Source organism: Agrobacterium sp. CCNWLW155, from assembly GCF_036888815.1.
In the GTDB taxonomy this organism is placed as follows: Bacteria; Pseudomonadota; Alphaproteobacteria; order Rhizobiales; family Rhizobiaceae; genus Agrobacterium; species Agrobacterium radiobacter.
On record NZ_JBAKFW010000004.1, the window covers coordinates 207,237 to 222,701 of the forward strand.

A 15,465-nucleotide genomic window follows, 5' to 3' on the forward strand; every position below is an offset into this window, starting at 1 on the left:
GACCGAAGTGATGGCAAAGACGACCAACCTGACCATCGGCATCATCGGCGGCGGGCAGCTCGGGCGCATGCTGGCGATGGCCGCTGCCCGTCTCAACCACCGAACCATCGTGCTGGAACCGCAGGCCGATTGCCCGGCTGCGCAGGTCTGCAACGACCAGATCGTCGCGGAATATGATGACGAAAAAGCGCTTGCGGAACTCGCAAACCGCTGCGATGTCGTGACCTACGAATTTGAAAACGTGCCTGTCGCGGCCGCCGAAAAGCTCAGCCTCTCCGTTCCCGTCTATCCACCGGCGCAGGCGCTCAGCGCCTCGCAGGACCGGTTGACTGAAAAACGCTTCCTCAATGGTTGCGGCATCCCGACCGCCGATTTTCGTGCAGTGGACAGTCAGGAAGAGCTGGAAACTGCTCTGGCCGCTTTCGGCGGCAAGGGCGTACTGAAGACCCGTCGCATGGGTTATGACGGCAAGGGCCAGCGTCTCTTCCGGGGCGGCGAAGACCTCGCGGGTGCCTTTGCAGCGCTCGGCGGCGTGCCGCTCATTCTCGAGAGCTTTGTCGCCTTCGAGCGGGAGATTTCGATCATCGCCGCCCGTTTCCAGGACGGTACTGTCACCTGTTATGATCCCGCCGAGAATGTCCATCTGAACGGCATTCTGCACACGTCCACTGTTCCGGCAGCGCTCTCCGATGCCGCGAAGGCCGCTGCCGTGGAGTCAGCAGAGAAGCTTCTGGCCGCGCTCGAATATGTCGGCGTCATCGGCATCGAATTCTTCGTCCTGCCGGATGGTTCGCTGGTTGCCAATGAAATGGCGCCACGCGTTCACAATACCGGCCACTGGACGGAAGCGGCCTGCGTGATCTCGCAGTTTGAACAGCATATCCGGGCCGTGTCGGGCCTCGCCCCCGGCAGCACGGAGCGCCACTCCGATTGCGTCATGACCAACCTGATCGGCGACGACATCGACGATGTGCCGGCATGGCTGTCGAAAAAAGACTGTCTCGTGCATCTCTACGGCAAGACGGAAGCACGGCCGGGCCGCAAGATGGGCCATGTGACCGAGCTTCTGCACACAGGAAAAGCCTAGTCTTTTAAGGCAAAGGCACGGCCAAGTGTTGACAGGCAGGGCTCAAACGGGTATCTGCCTGCCAACCGAAAAGAGCGCGCCCCGTTGCGCGCTTTTGATTGTTTGAATAGCACGGCAAAATCCGTGCAAAACTGCGGACCAGTAAAATGAAGATCAAGAATTCGCTTAAAGCGCTTAAGGCCCGTCATCGCGATAACCGCCTGGTTCGCCGCAAGGGCCGCGTCTACATCATCAACAAGCAGAACCCGCGCTTCAAGGCTCGTCAGGGCTGATTGACTGCGGTTCGCGATGGTTTCGCGGATCACTTTGTTGACAGTGCAGAAGTTTGCATTTGATATTGGGCGCAGCCGGGTTAAGCTTTAACCCATGCGCCCAAATCGTTTTTGCACGGCTATCATTCTCGCTCAGGGCTTCCTGTTTTCAAGCCTCCCGTTTCCGGGAATGGCTGCGATTGCCCATGCGGCGGACGGGCAGGCACCTGCTGTTGCGGAATCCGCGCCTTCACCCGCCAAAACCATCGACACTCTTTTTGCATCGCTGAAAAAAGAACGGAATGCGGTCAAGGCACGTAGCATTGCCAACCAGATCGCCTCCGAATGGAATGATTCCGGCAGCGCGACAATCAATCTCCTGATGCAATGGGCGGGCGAAGCCGCCGACGAAAAGCGCAACGCCGCCGCTTACGATTTTCTCGACCAGATTGTTTTGCTCGATCCTGACTATGTGCAGGCGCCGTATCGCCGCGCCATGGTCCATTTCGCCGATGGTGATACCCGCAAGGCGATGGCGGATATCAATCTGACGCTGGAAAGGGAGCCGCGCTATTTCCCGGCACTCGCAAGCCTTGCCAACATCCTCGAAGCCTCGGGCCGCGACGAGTTGGCGCTGAAGGCCTGGGAGCGTTATCTGGCGCTTTATCCCGCGGACAAGGACGCCCGCAAGGAAGCTGCCGATCTTTCGGAAAAGCTGGCGGGTACGCGCGGCTGAATTGGGCAGAGGCCCAAACAAAAATCGCCGCAGAAGCGGCGATTTTTCATTGAGACGTTCTCAACCGATCATTCCATACCGAGCGCGGCCATATAGGTCTGGAGAATCGTTTCTTCTTCGATGCGCTCATTGGCATCCTTCTTGCGCAGACGGATGATGGTGCGGATCGCCTTGGTGTCGTAACCACGACCCTTGGCCTCGCCCATGACATCCTTGATATCGCCCTGAATGGCGGCCTTTTCCTCTTCGAGGCGCTCAACGCGCTCGATGAACTGGCGCAGTTCTGCGGCGGCGACGGTTTCGGTGGTGCTGGTATCGTCCATCATATCATCCTTTATTGGCGGCCCGCATGCGAGCCTTGTTCATCATTCCGGGCGAAGCCTTCGCCGGCCGCTGCCAGCGGGCAGCAAAATTCAGGCCTGTGAACTGCCCACTGAAAGGCGTCCCGTCAAGTCGTTTCCGTCGATCAGAGGTTATTCCCTCGGCCGGTTCTGTTCAAAGGCGGCTTTCTGGGTATCACTCGCCTCCGCCTGATATTTCTCTTTCCAATCCTCATATGGCATGCCGTAGACGATTTCGCGGGATTCATCCTTGCTGAGCGGAACGCCAGCCTCTTCGGCCGCTTCCCGATACCAGTTGGAAAGGCAGTTGCGGCAAAAGCCCGCGAGATTCATCAGGTCGATATTCTGCACGTCGTGACGTTCACGAAGGTGCCTGACGAGGCGGCGGAAGGCGGCCGCTTCAAACTCGATCTGCCTGTTGTCGTTCTCTTTCGTCATGGCAAAACTCCAGGCTCAATAGGGACCGGTGCGGGAGGAGAACATCTGATATTCATGCAAAACGGGATCGTCATTCATTGCGGCGAAAATGGGAGCGAGCCGATCCGACCATTCGGCGATCCCCTTCTCATCCGCGATCAGGTCCTGCCGAACCTCGAGAAGCGCATGCGGCAGGCCCTTCATCATGCAATGACGATACATGGTGTCGCCCTTCAGCGCCCCGTCATAGGGTTCGTTGTCACCCACAAGGATATCGCCGGTGGCACGCAGATGCGCCAGAAGCGGATCGACCGCACGATGATCCGTGTCCCACAGAACCGCCGCATGCCATGGCCGCGGCGTTTCCTTCCAGAACGGCGTGTAGGAATGCAGCGACAGGACGAGCGGCGCTTCTTCCGAGGCCTCGGCCACGCCGGTCAGCACACGGTCCACGGCATTGTGATAGGGCCGGTGAAAAATCTCGATTCGCCTTTGCCATTCCTCGTCCGAAATCGGATGGTTACCGGGGATGATCGCCCCGTCCGAGATCTTCATGATGAGAGTGGGATCATCCTCGCCGCGATTCGGATCGATCAGGAGCCGCGAAAACCGCCCGAGCACCGCCGGTACGCCCAGGCGCACGGCAAGCGAGCGCGTCAACCCCTCTATACCGATATCAAATGCGATATGGCGATGAAAAGCGGTTTGCGGAAGGCCAAGTTTGCCGTAGTGTGCCGGCAGGAGGTTCATGGCATGGTCCGCCAGAAGAACCATGCCTTTGTCATATTCGCCTTCTATGATTTCATAGGGTATGAAGTCGTTCATCGATGATTTTCTGGGGCAGGATTGAGGAGAGAAGCTTGATGGCATGGCTTGAGGCCGGGCGCAAGTTACGGCGAAAGAACAGCCATCTACCTTATCGCACTCATGATCCCACGAACAATATAATCGATTAAACTCGCGTTGACTTTCTTGGGCGGCCACGCCAAGAAGTGTGTTCATTATAACCATGGAATCCGGATGGAAGCCGTGACTCAGTCATCTCTCGCTCTTCCTCGCCACTTCAGGCATATCGCCCGTCTTTTTTCCGCAGCGGCATTGTTTTTGACCCCGTTCATGATCGCGGCACCCGCGCATGCGGATTTTCGCGTGTGCAACAGCACGCAGAACCTCGTGGGGGTCGCAATCGGCTACCGGGCACAGGAGGGCTGGGTCAGCGAAGGCTGGTGGCAGGTCCCCTCTTCGACCTGCGCGACGCTGATCGAGGGCGAGCTGCAGTCACGTTATTATTATCTCTATGCCGAAGATGCCGCTCATGGCGGCCGCTGGACCGGTGACGTCAACATGTGCGTGGCGGAGAACGAGTTCAAGATCAACGGCGTGGACGATTGTTTTGCCCGCAGCTTCCAGAGAATGGGTTTCAAGGAATATGACACGGGCAGACAGGGCAGCTGGATGGTCCAGCTTTCCGATACGCCAGGCACACAGGGAAATCAAAACTGATGAAGCGTAACCGCAAAGTCAAAATTCTTGCAACTCTCGGCCCGGCCTCTTCCGAAGAGGCCATGATCGAGAAGCTGCATCTTGCTGGCGCTGATCTTTTCCGGATCAACATGAGCCATGCGAGCCACGACGTGATGCGGACGCTCATTCAGCGCATCCGCTCCGTCGAGAGCCGTACCGGTCGTCCCATCGGCATTCTGGCCGACCTGCAGGGTCCCAAGCTGCGCGTCGGAAAATTCGCCGAGACGAAGGTCGATCTGGTTCCGGGCCAGACCTTCACGCTTGATAACAACGACACCCCCGGCGACAACACCCGTGTTTTCCTGCCGCACCCTGAAATTCTTGAAGCGGTCAAGCCCGGCCACCGCCTGCTGATCGATGACGGCAAGCTCCATCTGCGCGCTGAAAAGAGCGACGGCAAGAGCATCGTCACGACAGTCATTTCCGGCACCCGCATTTCCGACCGCAAGGGCATCAGCCTGCCGGATACGCTGCTCGGCGTCGGCGTTCTGACCGACAAGGACCGCGTCGACCTCGATGCAGTCCTCGAAACCGGTGAAGTCGACTGGGTGGCGCTTTCCTTCGTCCAGCGTCCGGAAGACCTGGCCGAAGTGCGCAAGATCGCACGTGGCCGCGTCGGCCTGATGTCCAAGATCGAAAAGCCCCAGGCTGTCGAGCGTATCGAAGAAATCATCGAGCTTTCCGATGCATTGATGGTTGCCCGTGGCGATCTGGGTGTCGAAATGCCGCTGGAAGCCGTTCCCGGCATCCAGAAGCAGTTGACCCGCGCCTGCCGCCGCGCCGGCAAGCCGGTCGTGGTCGCCACACAGATGCTGGAATCGATGATCACCGCGCCTGTACCGACACGCGCCGAAGTCTCCGACGTCGCGACCGCCGTCTTCGAAGGCGCTGATGCCATCATGCTGTCGGCTGAATCCGCCTCCGGCGACTACCCGGTCGAAGCGGTTTCCACCATGGCCTCCATCGCCAGCACGGTGGAGCAAGACCCCTATTATTCCAATATCATCTATGCGCAGCGCGCCCAGCCGGAACCGACAGGTGCCGACGCCATTTCGCTTGCCGCCCGCCAGATCGCCGAAACGCTGAAGCTTGCGGCGATCGTCACCTATACGTCCTCGGGCACGACCGGCCTGCGCGCCGCGCGCGAACGGCCGCAGGTTCCGATCATTGCGCTGTCGCCGATCATCCAGACCGCACGCCGCCTGTCGGTCGTCTGGGGCCTGCACTGCGTCGTCACCGGTGATGCCAGCGATCTGGACGACATGGTGAACCGCGCTTGTCGCATCGTGGTTTCCGAAGGCTTCGGCAAGCCGGGCGATCGCATCATCATCTCCGCAGGTGTGCCGCTCGGCACCCCCGGCGCGACCAATATGGTGCGCATTGCCTATATCGGCTCGGACGGCCAGAGCGGCGTCTGACACCGCGCAATATACAGCATGAAAAAACCCGCCGTCGCCGGCGGGTTTTTTATTGGTCATCTGATAGAACTGGCTCAGTGCATCTTCACCGGCGTGCTGAAGCGGCTGGATTCGATGGCCACGGCACCCGGCTTGAAGCTCGCCGAAGTGGCGGAAGCCGACATGTCGTTGCTGAGCATGCGGTTGGCGACAACACGCGGTGCCTTTACCGAGCGTCCGGTCGTGCCCTTGTTCTGGTTGAGCGCCCAGTCCGAAATAAGGTCCTGCGTGAGGCGTCCACCACCCACCATGGCCTGCTGGGAAACGGCGGCATCCTGCCTGCTTGGACGCGAACCCTTGGTCGGCATGCCGGCGCTGAGGCCGCCATTGATGGCGGGCTTCAGATCAAAAGCATCACCGAAGCCAGCCTGCGGTTCGGCCTTGGCCGTTTCGGCGGGTGCGACGGTAACCTTGTGGTTGACGGCAGCCGGGAATGGCGCGGCTGTCGGCATGGCAGCCGACTGGACCTGCGACCGGGCAGCCTGACCGCTCTGTTCAAGAGCGGCAACCACCGTCGGCGAAAGCGTATCCTGCTGCGCCTCGGCGAGATCGTCTTCACCTTCCGGATCGGCATTTGCAGCCGCGAGCAGGGCTTCTGCCACGGCCGGACGGTTGGCGGGAACCGGAACGGAAGCAAGCTCGCCGGTCGCAGCCGGTGTCGCACCGTCGGCGGAAGCCGTCAGGATAGACCCTTCCGCATCACCCTTCATGCCACGCGGGCCGAGAAGTGTGGGCACGGGCACGGAAACCTCAGCGAGATCGGCAAATTGCTGGCGCTCGGCCGGAGCTGACGTCGGCGTCGGCGTGGTCGCTGCCTGCAGAGCATCCTGCGCAGCATTGCGGGCCGGAGAATAAAGGGCCGTCGCAAGGCCGGTATTGGCAGGCGGCTGGTTGCCGAATGCAGGACGAGCCGTCGGCAGCGGCGCATCATTCACGCCGGGAAGTGCCTGTGCCGAAGCAACTGCAATGGTGGGTTCAGGCTCGGGAGCAGCCTGCTGCGGAGCCGCCGGGCGAGCGACAGCCGGGCGTTCTGCGGGCTCCGGCGCTGCGATGCTATCGGGATCTTCATCCTCGTCGCCACCGCCAAAGAGGGCCTGCAACAGGGTCTTGCGCTTGCCGCCGCCGGAAGAGGCAGGGCCGGCACCGGCGCTGGAAGCAACCTGAACGGAGGAGGAGTTGACGCGCTTCTTGTAATCGGCGAGCGCCTGCTCATAACCGGGAAGCGGCTTGCCGTCGGACGGAAGGTGCAGCGTATTGCCGTTCGGGAAGATGCGGACGAGTTCCTGGCGGCTCATGCGCGGCCAGGCGCGAACGCCACCGACATCCATGTGCACGAAGGGAGATCCCGAGGTCGGATAGAAGCCGACACCGCCGATCTGCATCTGCATGCCGATTTCACGAAGGCGGGCAAGCTTCACACCGGGGATATAAAAATCCATGGCCTTGCCGAGCATGTGCTGGCTTTTTTCCGCGACACCCTTGGTGCGCGTCCGCAGCAGACCGTTGGTCTCCGGCGAGCGGAAGGCCGAAACGACGTTGATGTAATCAGTCGCGCCACTGCGGCGATAAACTTCCCAGACGAGATCGAAAAGGCGCGGGTCCATGCGTGTCGGCTGGTTGCGACGCCAGTCGCGCAGGAATCGGTTCAGCTCCTGCAGGCCCTTCTGGTCATATTTTCCATTGCGCTTGAAGGTGATGACCGCCTTCTCGCGTGTATGGATATAATACAGTTTGAGGCTGCGCGTCTCGGCGGCGGCTTCCGTCGCCGAAACACCTACGAAGGGCATTGCGGCGAGCATCAGGCAGGCAAAGGTGACAGCGCGCGCCGACAGCTTCGTGCATATATCCTTGATCAAGCCGCGCGCGATCCTGGTCGAAAGCGCGTTATTCCGATGCAGATATGGCAATTCGATCCCCGCCTGGAAGACAATTTCTGTCACATTGCCTCAAATGAACGTCAAATACGGTGACACGATGGCAAAATTGCCACACACATACAACCTTCCTCTACATAGTGAATCAGCCACTAACAAGAGGTTTATAGACGGTAAGCGGATATCCTTGCTCAGAAGTTAACGAATTTGCGATCTGCCTTCGAATACGCGGTCTCTGCCTTCAGGCTGCATCTCGAAGGGGATCGTCGGGATCGATGCCATAATCCTTCAGCTTGCGATAAAGCGTTGAGCGGCCGATGCCGAGCTTTCTGGCGACCTGGCTCATCTGCCCGCGATAGAAGCGCAAAGCGAAACGGATGAGTTCTTCCTCGATTTCTGCCAGTTTGCGGATATTGCCCGAATCATCCATGCTGGAGATCAGGTTTCCGCCCCGATAGATGGTGGTGGAAATATCCGACGGCTCCTCGATGACGGCATGGCTTTCGGCAGCCGCCGCGGAGGGCGGTGAATAGGCCGCTAGCTTCAGCGACGCCCCTGAAGGCGCACGGATGAGATCATCCGCATCATCGCCGGTTGAAAATTCCGGCAGCTGCAGCGCGATCTGCGGAAAATCGGAATCTGACAGTTCCTCGCCCTGCGACAACACCACGGCGCGGAAAACGGCGTTTTCAAGCTGGCGGATATTGCCCGGCCAGTCATAGGCCGTCAGCAGTGCCAGCGCGCTGGCATTGAGGCCGACGGGATTGGGCAATTTCTGCTCCGCCGAAAAGCGCTCGGCGAAAACCCGCGCCAGATGGGGAATGTCTTCCTTGCGGCGGCGCAGCGCCGGAATGGTGATCGGAAAGACGTTGAGGCGATAATAAAGGTCTTCGCGGAAGCGGCCTTCCTTCACCTCCTCGATGAGGTTCTTGTTGGTGGCGGAGATCAGCCGGACATTCACCTTCTGCACCCGTGCGGAGCCGACGGTTTCGATTTCGCCCTGCTGGACCGCGCGGAGCAGCTTTACCTGCACGTCTAGCGGCAGATCGCCGATTTCATCGAGGAACAGCGTGCCGCCATCCGCCTCCATGAACTTGCCTACATGTTTTTCCGTAGCACCCGTGAAGGCTCCCTTCTCATGGCCGAAGAGAATGCTTTCCACCAGATTATGGGGAATGGCGCCGCAATTGACTGTTATGAAGGGCTTGTTCGCCCTGTCGCCGGCCGACTGGATGGCCCGGGCGACCATTTCCTTGCCCACGCCGGATTCACCTTCCAGCACCACGGGGATGCTCGACTGGGCGGCACGCTGCGCGAGCTCAATGACCCTCAGCATTGCGGGGCTTGCGGAAACGATATCGGTAAAATTCACTGCATTGCTCCGTCCGCGCCTTCCCGTGCGGGCTTTTGCCTCTCTCCTGTCGAGCTTGAGCGCATTGGAGATGGCGGCGCCGATCCTTTCCGGCGAGACCGGCTTCACAACGAAATCGAAGGCGCCGGCGCGCATGGCCTGCACGACGGTATCGATGCCGCCCTGCCCCGTCTGTACAATGACGGGAACATCGGTGCCGAGTTCGCCGACGGCCTTCAGAAAGGTAAGCCCGTCCATTTCCGGCATCATCAGATCAAGGACGACGACATTGATCTCGCCACTATATTGCTTGAGCAGTTCCAGCCCCGCCTTGCCGTTTTCGGCAAGCAAGGCGAGATGCCCATAACGTTCCACCGCATTTTTGAGCAGGCGGCGCTGGACGGGATCATCGTCTATCACGAGAACATGCGCGGTCATTTTTAGCTCCGGTTTCCGGTTTATGGACCTGCTTCATGCGGTCCCTTATTCCGCACTCTGGCATGGGAGACTTGAACATCCAGTTTTGAGAATTGCTTGCATTTTATCCATTGCCGCGGGAAACAAGGTCCCCATATGCTTCGCACGCATAATCAGAAGGACACGTTGGATGACCCTCAACCGCGCTACCCCGCAACCCGTATTCTCCCTTGCCGAAACCTCCGGCCCGGCGCTTGGCGATCTGCCCGGCTGGAAGCTCTCGGATCTCTATCCGTCGGGGGATTCGCCGGAATATAAGGGTGATCTCGAGAAGGCAGCATCGATGGCGGCGGCTTTCGAGGAGAAGTGGAAGGGAAAGCTCGAAGCCGCCGCGAAGGCCACGGGCGAAAAGGGCATCGGGGCTGCGCTGAAGGAATATGAAGCGCTGGACGATCTCATCGGCCGCATCGGCTCCTTTGCCGGGCTCACATATTTTTCCGATACGTCGAACCCGGCAAACGGCAAGCTTTATGGCGATGCCCAGGCAAAGCTGACGGATATTTCCGCGCATCTCCTGTTTTTCACGCTTGAACTCAACCGCATCGACGACGCCACGATGGACGCCTGCATGGCCAATGACGCCGCGGCGGGCCATTACCGTCCCTGGCTGGTGGATTTGCGCAAGGACAAACCGCACCAGCTCGACGACCAGCTGGAGCAGCTGTTCCTCGAAAAATCCATGACCAGCGCAGCGGCCTTCAACCGCCTGTTCGATGAGACGATGGCCGATCTGCGTTTCGATATAGACGGCGCGAGCCTTCCGCTGGAAGTGACGCTAAACATGCTGCAGGAGCCGGAGCCGGAAACCCGAAAGAAAGCGGCGGAAGCGCTGAGCGCCACTTTCAAGGACAATCTGCGGGTCTTCACCCTCATCACCAACACGCTTGCCAAAGACAAGGATATTTCCGACCGCTGGCGCAAGTTCGAGGATATTGCCGATAGCCGCCATCTGGCGAACCGCGTCGAGCGGGAAGTGGTCGATGCCTTGGCGGCAGCGGTCAAAAAGGCCTATCCGCGCCTTTCGCACCGATATTACGCCATGAAGGCGAAATGGCTCGGCATGGAGCAGATGAATTATTGGGACCGCAATGCGCCGCTTCCCGATACGTCGAACACGATCATCCCCTGGGTTGAGGCCAAGGATACCGTGCTTTCCGCCTATGGCAATTTTGCCCCCGAGATGGCCGATATTGCCCGCCGTTTCTTCGATGAAGAGTGGATCGACGCGCCAGCCCGTCCCGGCAAGGCGCCGGGCGCATTCGCGCATCCAACCGTACCCTCGGCTCATCCTTATGTGCTCGTCAACTATCTCGGCAAACCGCGCGACGTGATGACACTTGCTCATGAGCTTGGTCATGGCGTTCATCAGGTTCTGGCTGGCGAACAGGGCGCCCTGATGTGCGCCACGCCGCTGACGCTGGCCGAGACAGCCTCCGTTTTCGGGGAAATGTTGACCTTCCGCAAGCTGCTTGATGACACCAAGGATATCAGGGAACGCAAGGCCATGCTCGCCCGCAAGGTCGAGGATATGATCAATACGGTCGTGCGCCAGATCGCTTTCTACGAATTCGAGCGAAAGCTGCACACTGCCCGCAAACAGGGAGAGCTGACCTCCGAACAGATCGGCGAATTGTGGCTTTCCGTTCAGGCCGAGAGCCTGGGTCCGGCGATCCGGATTTCCGAGGGCTATGAGACCTGGTGGACCTATATCCCCCATTTCATCCATTCGCCCTTCTACGTGTATGCCTATGCCTTCGGCGATTGCCTGGTGAACTCGCTTTATGCGGTCTACCAGAAGGCCGAGACCGGCTTTCAGGAGAAATATTTCGAGCTTCTGAAGGCGGGCGGCACCAAGCACCATTCGGAGCTTCTCAAACCCTTCGGCCTCGATGCGACCGATCCCTCCTTCTGGGACAAGGGACTTTCGATGATCGAAGGACTGATCGACGAGTTGGAAGCGCTGGATAACAAACAGGCTTAATCTCTTCCGCCGGCAGGGCTATCCTATTTCGGACAAGCTTTGCCGGTTGATATTGCCGGCAGAAGACACCGGTTGACAATTCAGGCGACGAGCAAAGGCAATGAAACGCAAACCCGCCGATCTGACCTTGAGGGAAACCCTGCGCTGGGAGCCGCAGACCGGCTTTCAGCGCATCGACCAGCATATGCGCCGATTGTTGCGCTCCGCCGACGCGCTCGGTTTTCGCGCGCCGGTCAACGCAGTGCAGGTGCTGGAAAAGAAGGTGGGCGGCGAAAATCCGCTCTGCGTCAGGCTGGTGATGAACTACAAGGGCGAACTCGATATCGAAACGGCCGATTTCCAGCCCTTGCAGCAGGATGCGGTCTGGCGGGTTCGCATCGCCCGGCAGACCAGGCTCGATTCCTCCGACACCTTCTATCGCCACAAGTCCTCCCGCCGGGAGCCCTATGATGCCGCCCGAGCCGAATTTTCAGCCGGGGAGGCAGACGAGGTGCTGCTGCTCAACGAGCGTGGCGAATTGTGCGAGGGCTCATCGACCAGCATTTTCGTCGAAATGCCGGATGGGCAATTGCTGACGCCGCCGCTCGACAGCGGCATCCTGCCGGGTGTGCTGCGCGCCGATCTGATCCGCGAACGCAGGGCGCGCGGACAGGCGCTGAAACCGGAAGACATCGCCGGCCGGAAGCTGTTCGTCGGTAATTCGCTGCATGGGCTGATTGCGGCGGAGCTTGTTTAAACCGTCACCGCCAGAAGCCGGTCCCGTCCTCTCTCCTTGGCCGCATAAAGGGCCTGATCGGCACGCAGGAAAACATCGTCGGCGCTTTCCGCCACCTGATAGGCGGTCATGCCCGCCGAGCAGCTATAGGAAAAATCCGGGAATTCGGAAAGAGGTCTGGAAAGGCGCACTTTCTGCAGCAGCCGCTCAACAATCTCCTGGCCTTCGGCAACCGAACTGCGCGGCAAAATCAGCATGAATTCTTCACCGCCGATCCTGCCGAAACAATCCACCCGCCGGATGACGGAGTGGGCGATGGTGACAAAATCGCGCAATACCGCATCACCACATTTGTGACCGAAACGATCGTTGATCTGCTTGAAAAAATCGATGTCGAGCGTGCAGAGGCAAAAGGGCGCCTCAAGCCCCTTGGCGACCTGCTCCACCTGCAGAGCGAGCTTGGCGAAGACGAAACGGCGGTTTGCTGTTCCCGTCAATTCATCCGTCTGCGAGGCGCGTACCGCCAGATCCCTGTCCTGCCGCAGGGTTCTATAACCCTGGCGCAGTTCAGTGACGTCGCTTGCGACGCACAGCATCCAGCCATCCTGCTGCACCGTCTCGGTCATCCAGAACCAGCGGCCGTCATACAGGTCCATCTCAAAGGCGCGATAGGGCAGCTTGCCGCGCCGGGACTGCGCCGAGAGCAGCCATCCCTCGAAATCATTGTTGCGAATGACGACCCCGGTGCGCAGCCGATGGTTCAGCCGCATGATATCCGCCCAGGTTGGCAAATCACCGGCGGCAAGCTGAAAGCTTTCCCGAAACGACGGATTGGCATGGCGCAACCGGTCCTCGGAATCGTAAAGGGCAATAAGGACGGGGGTGGCACTCTGAAGAGCTGCGACACGCTCTAAAAGATCATTCAACAGGCAACTCCCCTGCGATGGCGAAAAACTCCCCTGTCGTCATCCGGCCAAAGCCCCCACGCCTCTGGACGCACAAAACGAAAAGAAGAATTTAATTATAAACGCACTCTCTAAAATGCGAAGAGGCAGAAATGGTGGAAACAATGCGTTCGCCCGTCTCGCCGTCATTATCGTCATATGTCCGTCATCCACCTGCCCTTTATTGTGGCACGCTTTTATGATCTAGCTTACTTATTGGCTGAAAAAGGAAAATTGACGAATGACGGACGCAAACCACCCGATTTACGGCGATATTGACGGCCCCATCATCATGATCGGCTTCGGCTCCATCGGGCGCGGCACTCTTCCGTTGATCGAACGTCATTTCAATTTCGACAGGACCCGGCTCGTCGTCATCGACCCGCGCGAGGATATCGCCGCCTTTCTGGCCGAGAGAAACATCCGCCACGTCCAGAAACATCTGACCAAGGAGAACTATAAGGAAGTTCTCAAGCCGCTTCTCAAAGGCGTGCAGGGCCAGGGCTTCTGCGTCAATCTTTCGGTTGATGCCGCCTCCGTCGACCTGATGCGGATCTGTCGCAAGCACGGCATGCTTTACATAGACACCGTGGTGGAACCGTGGCCCGGTTTTTATTTCGATGCCGATGCCGACAATGCGGCCAGAACCAATTATTCGCTGCGCGAAACCATGCTGAAGGAAAGAGCGCGCAGGCCCGGCGGCACGACCGCGGTTTCCACCTGCGGCGCCAATCCCGGCATGGTGTCCTGGTTCGTGAAGCAGGCACTCGTCAATCTCGCCAAGGATACCCGTCTCGACATCGAGGAGCCGCAATCACATGACCGGGAAGGCTGGGCGAAGCTGATGAAGCAGCTTGGCGTCAAGGGCGTGCATGTGGCCGAGCGCGATACCCAGCGGGCGAAAGAGCCGAAGCCCTTCGGGGCTTTCTGGAACACATGGTCCGTGGAAGGTTTTATCGCCGAAGGTTTCCAGCCCGCCGAACTCGGCTGGGGAACGCATGAAAACTGGATGCCGAAAAACGCGAAAAAGCAGAAAAAGGGAAGCAAGTCGGCGATCTATCTCGATCAGCCCGGTGCCAATACGCGGGTGCGCACCTGGTGCCCGGGGCTCGGACCGCAATATGGATTTCTCGTCACCCATAATGAAGCGATTTCGATTTCGGACTATTTCACCGTCCGCAACGATGATGGCGATGTGACCTACCGGCCCACCTGCCATTACGCCTACCACCCCTGCAACGACGCCATTTTGTCCCTGCATGAGCTGTTCGGCAATGGCGGCAACCCTCAGCCGATCCAGCATGTGCTCGGTGAAGACGAGCTTGTCGACGGCGCCGACGAGCTTGGTGTCCTGCTTTATGGTCATGACAAGAACGCTTATTGGTATGGTTCGCGTCTCACCCTGCAGGAGGCGCGTTCGCTTGCCCCCAGCCAGAATGCCACCGGATTGCAGGTCAGTTCCGCGGTATTGGCCGGCATGGTCTGGGCGATTGAAAATCCGCAGGCCGGCATCGTCGAGGCGGACGAGGTGGATTACCGCCGCTGCCTCGAGGTGCAACGCCCCTATCTCGGACCCGTCGAGGGACATTATACCGACTGGACGCCGCTCGACGGTCGCCCGGGACTGTTCCCCGACAATATCGACACGTCCGATCCCTGGCAGTTCCGCAACATCCTTGTGCGCTGACGCGGCAGAGTCTCATATTTGCCACGCCGGGGCTTTCCTGAACGACGTCAGGAACCGGGGAGAGCGAACAACGTTGCCTTGAAATAAAGAACGCTTCACGGCATGGTCGAAGCACAGAAGGTTTCATCGAATCGCAGGAGAACAGGCTCATGAACTTCAAGACAAGCGCTGCTTTGCTTTCAGCCGCCATCGCGGTGTCTTCATGCGTCGCGCCGGGCCCCTCCCAGCAGACCTCGATGGCGCCTTCGCTTTCCCGCGGCCCGGCAGTCGACGGCCGCTGGATCGACCGCAACGGCATCGTATCCACGTTCCAGAACGGCGCTTTCTCCACGCGTTCGACAGACACCAACACGCTTCTGGCCTCCGGCACCTACGTGACGATTTCGCCGACGCTTTATGAAATCAACATGACGTCGTTGGTGCGCAACACGCAGTCACGCGTCAACTGCGCCCTGGTCTCCCCGTCACAATTGAACTGCACGACCGACACGAACAGCCAGTTCTCGCTGACGCGCCAGGGCTGATAATCTAGTCTTTTCAGTGAGATGGCTTTCTGAAACGCACGCCTTCGGCGTGCGTTTTTCTTTATTGCCCACCTGTCATAATTTCGCTTGCGGCGGCTG

The 15,465-nt window shown here is 59.3% G+C and carries 15 protein-coding genes; 9 read left to right on the top strand and 6 right to left on the bottom strand.

All coding sequences use genetic code 11. The features are described from left to right. Positions 1 to 10 precede the first annotated feature (10 nt). From V6S97_RS15500 to V6S97_RS15510, 3 genes are all read left to right on the top strand, one after another. Positions 11 to 1,087 carry a 5-(carboxyamino)imidazole ribonucleotide synthase gene (locus tag V6S97_RS15500; RefSeq protein ID WP_035212971.1) on the top strand — a complete coding sequence of 359 codons (1,077 nt, stop codon included), beginning with the start codon at positions 11 to 13 and terminating at the stop codon, positions 1,085 to 1,087. 146 nt (positions 1,088 to 1,233) lie between these two features. Beyond that, positions 1,234 to 1,359 carry a type B 50S ribosomal protein L36 gene (gene ykgO, locus V6S97_RS15505; RefSeq protein ID WP_003497670.1) on the top strand — a complete coding sequence of 42 codons (126 nt, stop codon included), beginning with the start codon at positions 1,234 to 1,236 and terminating at the stop codon, positions 1,357 to 1,359. A gap of 94 nt (positions 1,360 to 1,453) precedes the next feature. Beyond that, positions 1,454 to 2,074: a tetratricopeptide repeat protein gene (locus V6S97_RS15510; protein ID WP_060723140.1), complete on the top strand. Its 621-nt coding sequence runs from the start codon at positions 1,454 to 1,456 to the stop codon at positions 2,072 to 2,074. 68 nt (positions 2,075 to 2,142) lie between these two features. On the opposite strand, the gene V6S97_RS15515 is transcribed toward V6S97_RS15510, so the two are convergent. The 3 genes from V6S97_RS15515 to V6S97_RS15525 form a co-directional block, all read right to left on the bottom strand. Beyond that, positions 2,143 to 2,400 (bottom strand): DUF2312 domain-containing protein, encoded by a 258-nt coding sequence (locus tag V6S97_RS15515; protein WP_020812069.1) that lies wholly within the window; start codon positions 2,398 to 2,400, stop codon positions 2,143 to 2,145. Positions 2,401 to 2,547: 147 nt separating this feature from the next. Further along, the gene (locus V6S97_RS15520) at positions 2,548 to 2,853 is read right to left on the bottom strand and encodes a DUF1244 domain-containing protein (protein ID WP_003506151.1); all 306 of its coding nucleotides are present in this window, start codon (positions 2,851 to 2,853) and stop codon (positions 2,548 to 2,550) included. A gap of 15 nt (positions 2,854 to 2,868) precedes the next feature. Further along, positions 2,869 to 3,657 carry an N-formylglutamate amidohydrolase gene (locus V6S97_RS15525; protein WP_003506149.1) on the bottom strand — a complete coding sequence of 263 codons (789 nt, stop codon included), beginning with the start codon at positions 3,655 to 3,657 and terminating at the stop codon, positions 2,869 to 2,871. Positions 3,658 to 3,948: 291 nt separating this feature from the next. Between V6S97_RS15525 and V6S97_RS15530 the strand changes: the two genes are divergently transcribed. Together V6S97_RS15530 and pyk are read left to right on the top strand one after the other, a co-directional pair. After that, complete coding sequence (locus V6S97_RS15530) at positions 3,949 to 4,335, top strand: DUF1036 domain-containing protein (protein ID WP_020012242.1); 387 nt, start codon at positions 3,949 to 3,951, stop codon at positions 4,333 to 4,335. Then, the gene (pyk, locus tag V6S97_RS15535) at positions 4,335 to 5,774 is read left to right on the top strand and encodes a pyruvate kinase (RefSeq protein WP_003506145.1); all 1,440 of its coding nucleotides are present in this window, start codon (positions 4,335 to 4,337) and stop codon (positions 5,772 to 5,774) included. Before V6S97_RS15530 ends, pyk begins: the two co-directional genes overlap by 1 nt. Positions 5,775 to 5,848: 74 nt before the next feature. Here the strand turns inward: pyk and V6S97_RS15540 are convergent, their stop codons facing one another. Together V6S97_RS15540 and V6S97_RS15545 are read right to left on the bottom strand one after the other, a co-directional pair. Next, the gene (locus V6S97_RS15540) at positions 5,849 to 7,753 is read right to left on the bottom strand and encodes a DUF882 domain-containing protein (protein ID WP_334427377.1); all 1,905 of its coding nucleotides are present in this window, start codon (positions 7,751 to 7,753) and stop codon (positions 5,849 to 5,851) included. A 175-nt stretch (positions 7,754 to 7,928) separates the two neighbouring features. Next, positions 7,929 to 9,476, bottom strand: a complete 1,548-nt coding sequence (locus tag V6S97_RS15545; protein ID WP_087746059.1) for a sigma-54-dependent transcriptional regulator — start codon at positions 9,474 to 9,476, stop codon at positions 7,929 to 7,931. A gap of 169 nt (positions 9,477 to 9,645) precedes the next feature. Here V6S97_RS15545 and V6S97_RS15550 point away from each other — a divergent pair, with 169 nt between their 5' ends. Together V6S97_RS15550 and V6S97_RS15555 are read left to right on the top strand one after the other, a co-directional pair. Then, positions 9,646 to 11,496 (top strand): M3 family oligoendopeptidase, encoded by a 1,851-nt coding sequence (locus V6S97_RS15550; RefSeq protein ID WP_087746062.1) that lies wholly within the window; start codon positions 9,646 to 9,648, stop codon positions 11,494 to 11,496. Positions 11,497 to 11,596: 100 nt separating this feature from the next. Beyond that, on the top strand, positions 11,597 to 12,232 hold the full coding sequence (locus V6S97_RS15555; protein ID WP_003506137.1) for an aminotransferase class IV family protein: 636 nt from the start codon (positions 11,597 to 11,599) through the stop codon (positions 12,230 to 12,232). Here the strand turns inward: V6S97_RS15555 and V6S97_RS15560 are convergent. Continuing rightward, positions 12,229 to 13,137: a sensor domain-containing diguanylate cyclase gene (locus V6S97_RS15560; RefSeq protein ID WP_003506135.1), complete on the bottom strand. Its 909-nt coding sequence runs from the start codon at positions 13,135 to 13,137 to the stop codon at positions 12,229 to 12,231. The two genes, V6S97_RS15555 and V6S97_RS15560, sit on opposite strands and share 4 nt — an antisense overlap. A gap of 259 nt (positions 13,138 to 13,396) precedes the next feature. Between V6S97_RS15560 and V6S97_RS15565 the strand changes: the two genes are divergently transcribed. Both V6S97_RS15565 and omp10 read left to right on the top strand, forming a co-directional pair. After that, positions 13,397 to 14,842, top strand: coding sequence for a homospermidine synthase (locus tag V6S97_RS15565; RefSeq protein WP_003506133.1), 1,446 nt, complete (start codon positions 13,397 to 13,399; stop codon positions 14,840 to 14,842). Positions 14,843 to 14,991: 149 nt separating this feature from the next. Continuing rightward, positions 14,992 to 15,366 (top strand): outer membrane lipoprotein Omp10, encoded by a 375-nt coding sequence (gene omp10 / locus V6S97_RS15570; protein WP_003506132.1) that lies wholly within the window; start codon positions 14,992 to 14,994, stop codon positions 15,364 to 15,366. The last annotated feature ends 99 nt before the right edge of the window (positions 15,367 to 15,465 follow it).

Bases quoted from the DNA above. Each gene is read 5' to 3' on its own strand.
- V6S97_RS15500 (WP_035212971.1), top strand. From the start codon at position 11: ATGGCAAAGACGACCAACCTGACCATCGGCATCATCGGCGGCGGGCAG.
- ykgO (WP_003497670.1), top strand. From the start codon at position 1,234: ATGAAGATCAAGAATTCGCTTAAAGCGCTTAAGGCCCGTCATCGCGAT.
- V6S97_RS15510 (WP_060723140.1), top strand. From the start codon at position 1,454: ATGCGCCCAAATCGTTTTTGCACGGCTATCATTCTCGCTCAGGGCTTC.
- V6S97_RS15515 (WP_020812069.1), bottom strand. From the start codon at position 2,400: ATGATGGACGATACCAGCACCACCGAAACCGTCGCCGCCGCAGAACTG.
- V6S97_RS15520 (WP_003506151.1), bottom strand. From the start codon at position 2,853: ATGACGAAAGAGAACGACAACAGGCAGATCGAGTTTGAAGCGGCCGCC.
- V6S97_RS15525 (WP_003506149.1), bottom strand. From the start codon at position 3,657: ATGAACGACTTCATACCCTATGAAATCATAGAAGGCGAATATGACAAA.
- V6S97_RS15530 (WP_020012242.1), top strand. From the start codon at position 3,949: ATGATCGCGGCACCCGCGCATGCGGATTTTCGCGTGTGCAACAGCACG.
- pyk (WP_003506145.1), top strand. From the start codon at position 4,335: ATGAAGCGTAACCGCAAAGTCAAAATTCTTGCAACTCTCGGCCCGGCC.
- V6S97_RS15545 (WP_087746059.1), bottom strand. From the start codon at position 9,476: ATGACCGCGCATGTTCTCGTGATAGACGATGATCCCGTCCAGCGCCGC.
- V6S97_RS15550 (WP_087746062.1), top strand. From the start codon at position 9,646: ATGACCCTCAACCGCGCTACCCCGCAACCCGTATTCTCCCTTGCCGAA.
- V6S97_RS15555 (WP_003506137.1), top strand. From the start codon at position 11,597: ATGAAACGCAAACCCGCCGATCTGACCTTGAGGGAAACCCTGCGCTGG.
- V6S97_RS15565 (WP_003506133.1), top strand. From the start codon at position 13,397: ATGACGGACGCAAACCACCCGATTTACGGCGATATTGACGGCCCCATC.
- omp10 (WP_003506132.1), top strand. From the start codon at position 14,992: ATGAACTTCAAGACAAGCGCTGCTTTGCTTTCAGCCGCCATCGCGGTG.